General features: G+C 65.5%; 2 protein-coding genes. Both read left to right on the forward strand.

Annotated elements, in window-relative coordinates:
- Window positions 1-5481, forward strand: a 5481-nt coding sequence (locus G3I54_RS09805) for a type I polyketide synthase (RefSeq protein WP_275407940.1), incomplete at its 5' end; no start/stop codon positions are given.
- A partial coding sequence (locus G3I54_RS09810; protein ID WP_343240299.1) for a beta-ketoacyl synthase N-terminal-like domain-containing protein occupies window positions 5481-6471 on the forward strand: 991 nt, incomplete at its 3' end. The genes G3I54_RS09805 and G3I54_RS09810, both read left to right, overlap by 1 nt.

The following is a 6471-nucleotide window of genomic DNA, read 5'->3' on the forward strand; positions in this document are numbered from 1 at the left end:
CAGGATGGTGCGTCGAATGGGTTGACGGCGCCGAATGGTCCTTCGCAGCAGCGGGTGATTCGGCAGGCGTTGGCGAATGCGCGGTTGTCGTCTTCTGATGTGGATGCGGTGGAGGGTCACGGTACGGGTACGACGTTGGGTGATCCGATTGAGGCGCAGGCGTTGTTGGCGACGTATGGGCAGGGGCGTGAGGAGCCGCTGTGGCTTGGGTCGTTGAAGTCGAATCTGGGTCATACGCAGGCTGCTGCTGGTGTGGCTGGTGTGATCAAGATGGTGATGGCGATGCGGCATGGGGTGTTGCCGCGGACGTTGCATGTGGATGAGCCGTCGTCGCATGTCGACTGGTCGGCCGGTGCGGTCGAGTTGTTGACGGAGGAGCGTGCCTGGCCTGAGGTGGGGCGTCCGCGTCGGGCGGGTGTGTCGTCGTTCGGGATCAGTGGGACGAACGCGCACGTGATTCTGGAGCAGGCGCCTGAGCTGACTGATCCTGTGCCCGTGACGCCTGAGCCGGCCTGCTCGGCAGGTTTGCTGCCAGTGGTGCTGTCGGCCCGGACAGATGCCGCCCTGCGGGCTCAGGCACAGCAGATTCTGGAGCTCGGAAGCGCCGATCCTGTCGCACTGGCCTGGTCATTGGCATCTACGCGATCAGCTCTGGAACACCGGGCGGTGGTGCTGGCCGAGGATCGGGACGCATTGGCTGAGAGCCTCGGTGCCTTGGCGGCGGGTACGCCTTCGGGTCGTGTGGTGCGAGGTGAGGCACGCGCGGGTCGGTTGGGGTTTGTGTTTACGGGTCAGGGTGCGCAGTGGGTGGGGATGGGGTTGGGGTTGTACCGGCGTTTTGAGGTTTTTGCGTCGGTGGTGGATGAGGTGGAGGTGTTGTCGGGTGTGCCGTTGGTGGAGGTGTTGGGGGATGGGGGGTTGCTGGGTCTGACGGAGTGGACTCAGGTGGCGATGTTTGCGGTTGAGGTGGGTTTGTTTCGGTTGTTGGAGTCGTTTGGGGTGCGGCCTGCTGGTGTGGCGGGGCATTCGGTGGGTGAGTTCGCGGCGGCGCATGTGGCGGGGGTGTTGTCGTTGGCGGATGCGGTGGCGTTGGTGGTGGCGCGGGGTCGGTTGATGCAGGGGTTGCCGGCGGGTGGGGCGATGGTGGCGATTGCTGCGAGTGAGGAGGAGGTGGCGCCGTTCTTGGGGGAGGGGGTGTCGTTGGCTGCGGTGAATGGGCCGGGGTCGGTGGTGGTGTCGGGTGTGGAGGATGCGGTTTTGGAGGTGGCGGGGCGTTTTGAGCGGACGTCTCGTTTGCGGGTGAGTCATGCGTTTCATTCGGTGTTGATGGAGCCGATGTTGGATGAGTTTGCGCGTGTGGTGGAGGGGGTGGAGTTTTCGGAGCCGGATTCTGGGATTGCGTTGGTGTGTGCGGGGGATCCGGTGTCGGCGGCGTATTGGGTGGAGCATGTTCGGGCGCCGGTGCGTTTTTCTGATGCGGTGGCGGGGTTGGCTGATTCAGGTGTGAGTGTTTTTGTGGAGGTGGGTCCGGATGCGGTGTTGACGCCGATGGTGGAGGGGGTGTTGGAGGCTGGGCCGTGGGGTGGGGTGGTGGTTCCCACGTTGCGTAGGGAGCAGGACGAAGTCGGGGCTGTTGTGCGGGCGCTGGCGGGGTTGCATGTGGTGGGTGTGGAGGTGGACTGGTCGAGTGTGCTCAGTCCGCGGCCGTTCCTGGATCTGCCGACGTACCCGTTCCAACACCAGCACTACTGGATCGACAACACCGCCGCTACTGCTGATGTGACGTCGATCGGCCTGCATTCGGCCGAGCACCCGATGCTGGGTGCGGTAACCGCGCTGGCCTACTCCGACGGCTACCTCTTCAGCGGTCGGCTCTCGCTCGCCAGCCATCGCTGGCTGGCCGACCATGTGGTCCAGGGTGCTGTCCTGCTGCCGGGAACAGGCTTCATCGAGCTCGCCCTGCACGCGTGCCATCAGGTCGGTTGCGGTTCTGTTCGCGAACTGACCATATCGACGCCCTTGATTGTGCCGGAACGAGGGGCGGTCTCCGTGCAGGTTTCCGTCGGTGCACCTAATGAAGCAGGCGACCGATCCCTGGCGATCCATGCGCGACCCGCGGAGGCGGCGGTCGACGATTCTTGGACCACCCATGCCGAAGGCGTCCTCGGTACCAGTGAGGCGTCAGGGCGACCGGGCAACCTGACGGAGTGGCCACCGGCCGGTGCGGAAAGGGTCGAGAGTTCGGATCTGTACCCGGCGCTGGCGGACTTGGGCCTTGTCTACGGTCCAGCGTTCCAGGGAGTACGGCAGGCATGGATACGGGACGATGAGGTGTACGCCGAGGTCGCCCTGCCCGAACCAGGTGATGACGCTGCCCGGTTCGGCCTCCATCCAGCCGTGCTGGACGCGGCTCTGCACGGCGTGGTCCTTGGTGCGGATACCGGTCAGGCGCTGGTCCCTTTCGCCTGGCAGGGGGTGACACTGCACGCGACGGGCGCCCAATCGGTTCGAGTACGGCTTCAGCGCACTGGGCCGGACACTGTGAGTCTTGGCCTGGCGGACCATAGTGGTGCGCCTGTGCTGGACGTGGAGGCGGTGACCGTTCGGCCGGTCACGAACTCGGCACTGACCGAGGCGTCTGACGGGTCCCTCTTTGAGCTGGACTGGGTCCCCGTGCCGTTGCCGGCCGCGGAGTCCACCTCCTGGGCTGTGCTCGGTTCCCCGACTATGGCGGAGGCCATGGCCGCCCACAGCTATCCGGATCTGGCGGCCCTGACGGATGCACTCGCGGACGGCGCGCCGACACCGGAAACGGTACTGCTGGACTGCGCGCCACTGATCCGACACGGGGCGGATCTGACACACGCTGTGTGGCAGCAACTCGAAGTGGTGCAGAGCTGGCTGTCGGACCCCCGGTTCAGTGACTCGCGCCTCGTGCTGCTGACTCATGGCGCGGTCGCGGTACAGCGAAGTGGCGAGGTCACGAACCCTGGCCAGGCATCACTCTGGGGTATCGCACGGACTGCCCAGACTGAGGAACCCGACAGAATCGCCGTGGTCGACCTGGACGGCCACCACGACTCTCTCAAGGCCCTCCTGGCCATCGTGGAGACCGATGAGCCTCAACTGGCCGTGCGCGGTGGACAACCGTACGCGCCCCGACTGATGCGAGCGAACGCACCGGGAAATAGGCTGGCCCCTCCGGCCGGGCCGGCCTGGACGCTGGACGTGGTGGAGAAGGGCACCCTGGACGGACTTTCGCCGATTGCCAACCCTGCTGTGACCGAGCCGCTCCTGCCCGGACAGGTTCGAGTCGCGGTGCGAGCGGCAGGGGTGAACTTCCGGGACGTGCTGATCACGTTGGGTGTCTACCCTGGGGACGCGCGCCCAGGCGGCGAAGGAGCCGGTGTAGTCCTGGAGGTTGGGCCTGAGGTCGACACAGTCGCTCCAGGCGACCGGGTGCTGGGCATGTTCGAAGGCGCGTTCGGGCCGATTGCTGTGGCTGACCACCGAACTCTGGCGCCCATCCCGGAAGGCTGGTCGTTTGCGGAAGCCGCCGCGATTCCGGTGGTCTACCTCACGGCCTACTACGCGTTGGTGGACCTGGCGTCGCTGCACCCCGGTGAATCGCTGCTGGTGCATGCTGCCGCTGGCGGGGTGGGCACGGCTGCTGTACAGCTCGGGGCGTATCTGGGGGCTGAGGTGTTCGGGACCGCCAGCCCTGCTAAGCATGCCGTGCTCCGCGAGATGGGGCTGGCTGACGACCACATCGCGTCGTCGCGCACGCTGGACTTCGAGCCGCAGTTCCACGCTGTAACGGGTGGCTGCGGTGTGGACGTCGTGCTGAACGCGCTGACGGGGGAGTTCCTCGAGGCCTCGCTGCGGCTGATGTCCGAGGGTGCGCGCTTCCTTGAGATGGGCAAGGCTGACCTGAGGGATCCGGATGATGTGCCGGGATACCAGGCCTTCGATCTGATCGAGGCCGGGCCGGAGCGAATCGGGCAGATGCTGCGTGAGCTGCTGGTCCTGTTCGACCGAGGTGTGCTGACGCTGCCGGAGATCACCACGTGGGATGTGCACCGGGCACCAGAGGCGCTCAGAGCTCTGAGCCAGGCGCAGTTGGTCGGCAAGGCGGTGCTGACCGTACCGTCGGCGCCGGACCCCGACCGAACCGTGCTGATCACAGGTGGCACAGGAGCTCTGGGAGGGCTCGCGGCGAAGCACCTCGTGACCGTACACGGCGCCAGGAAGCTGGTACTGGCAAGCCGGAGCGGCTCAGAGGCACCCGGTTGCGCCCAGTTGACCGCTGAGCTGGCCGATGCAGGGGCAGCTGTTCGCGTCGTTGCCTGTGACGTGGGCGAGAAGGACGAACTCTCCAAACTGCTCGCGGAGATACCGGACCTGGCAGGAGTGATCCACACGGCCGGGGTCCTGGATGACGCCGTGATCGGGGCGCAGACCGGGACCTCCCTGACCAAGGTGCTGCACGCCAAGGCAGATGCTGCTTGGAACCTGCACCAGCTGACCGAGGACCGGGACCTGGCGTTCTTCGTCATGTTCTCTTCCGCGTCGGGCGTTTTGGGCACTCCCGGACAGGCCAACTACGCCGCTGCGAACGCATTCCTCGACGCATTGGCGCAGTACCGGCATGCCGCCGGCCTGCCGGCCACCTCATTGGCGTGGGGCTTGTGGGACCAGTCCACAGGAATGGCCGGAACTCTTGGCCAGCAAGACCTCCGGCGCATCAGGGCCGATGGTGTATTGCCGCTCAGCGCTGCTGACGGACTGCGTCTGATGGATGTGGCAAGAGCTGACGGGCGACCCGGCTTTCTCCCCATGAGAGTGAGCGTCTCGGAACTGCGTGCCCGGTACACCGGAGACACGGTGCCTGCCTTGCTCCGTGGGATGGTGCGCGGCCGCCGGGCAGCTGTTGGTACGCGCCAGGAAGTGTCCGCCGAATCCTTCTCCGCCCGCCTGCGGACCCTGCCTCCGGCAAATCAGCTGTCGGTGGTGCTGGAGTCGATGCTCGCCGACGTCGCCGCTGTGCTCGGCCACGCCACACATGGTGAGCTCGATCCGAATCGCGCCTTCAGAGACATGGGCTTTGACTCCCTCGCGGGTGTCGAACTGCGGAATCGGTTGCGCGGAGCGACCGGCCTGGCATTGCCGGCCACGGCCGTCTTCGACTATCCGACGCCGAGTCTGTTGGCTCGGCAAATAGTCGACCAGCTTGTGCCCGCCGGGGCCGGGCCGATGGATCGGATCAAGGCCGGGCTGGAACAGATCGACGCCGACATCGCCGTGATGGTCGGCGATGCGCGGGAACAGGCTGAGATCGTCCACCGGCTCCAGGCCACGCTGTGGAAGCTGACTGGCACCGAGAGCGAGAAACTTGGCCTTTCTGCCGAGGCGCAGCTTGATGCGGCCAACGCGGACGAGGTGCTCGACTTCATCGACCGTGAATTTGGAGAGCTGAACTAGTGGCGAACGAAGAACAGCTCGTTGCGTATCTCAAGCGCGTCACGGCCGATCTGCATCGCACCCGGCAGCGTCTTACCGATGTGGAGGCCAGGGCCCACGATCCGATTGCGATTGTGGGTATGGCATGTCGTTTTCCGGGGGGTGTGGGTTCTCCGGAGGATTTGTGGGATGTGGTTGTTGCGGGGCGGGAGGGTTTGTCGGAGTTTCCTGATGATCGTGGTTGGGATGTCGGGGGGCTTCCGGGGTCTTGTGCTCGTGTGGGCGGTTTTTTGAGTGATGTCGCTGGTTTTGACGCGGGGTTTTTTGGTGTGTCGCCGCGTGAGGCGTTGGCGATGGATCCGCAGCAGCGGTTGTTGCTGGAGGTTGCGTGGGAGGCGTTCGAGCGGGCGGGGATTGATCCGGCGTCGTTGTCGGGCAGTGGGACGGGTGTGTTTGCTGGGCTTGCGGGCAGTGATTATCACTCGTTGGCCCAGGTTGCTGATTCTTCGCAGGTCCGGAGTGATGTCGCGGGGCATGTGCTGACCGGCAACGCGAGCAGCGTGGCCTCCGGGCGGGTTGCCTATGCGTTCGGCCTTGAAGGGCCGACGATCAGTGTGGACACAGCATGCTCCTCCTCGTTGGTGGCGCTGCATCTGGCCGCGCAGTCGCTGCGCAATGGTGAGTGCACCCTCGCCCTGGCCGGCGGCGTGGCCGTGATGACCCACCCAGGTCTGTATGCGGAGTTCGCTGAGCAGAACGGTCTGGCGGTGGATGGTCGGTGTAAGGCGTTTGCTGATGCGGCTGATGGTACGGGGTGGGGTGAGGGTGTTGGGTTGTTGGTGTTGGAGCGGTTGTCGGATGCGGAGCGTCTTGGGCATCGTGTGCTGGCGGTGGTGCGGGGGAGTGCGGTTAATCAGGATGGTGCGTCGAATGGGTTGACGGCGCCGAATGGTCCTTCGCAGCAGCGGGTGATTCGGCAGGCGTTGGCGAATGCGCGGTTGTCGTCTTCTG

Origin of the sequence: Streptomyces sp. SID14515 (assembly GCF_010548505.1) — a bacterium.
Taxonomy (GTDB): Bacteria; Actinomycetota; Actinomycetes; order Streptomycetales; family Streptomycetaceae; genus Streptomyces; species Streptomyces caviscabies.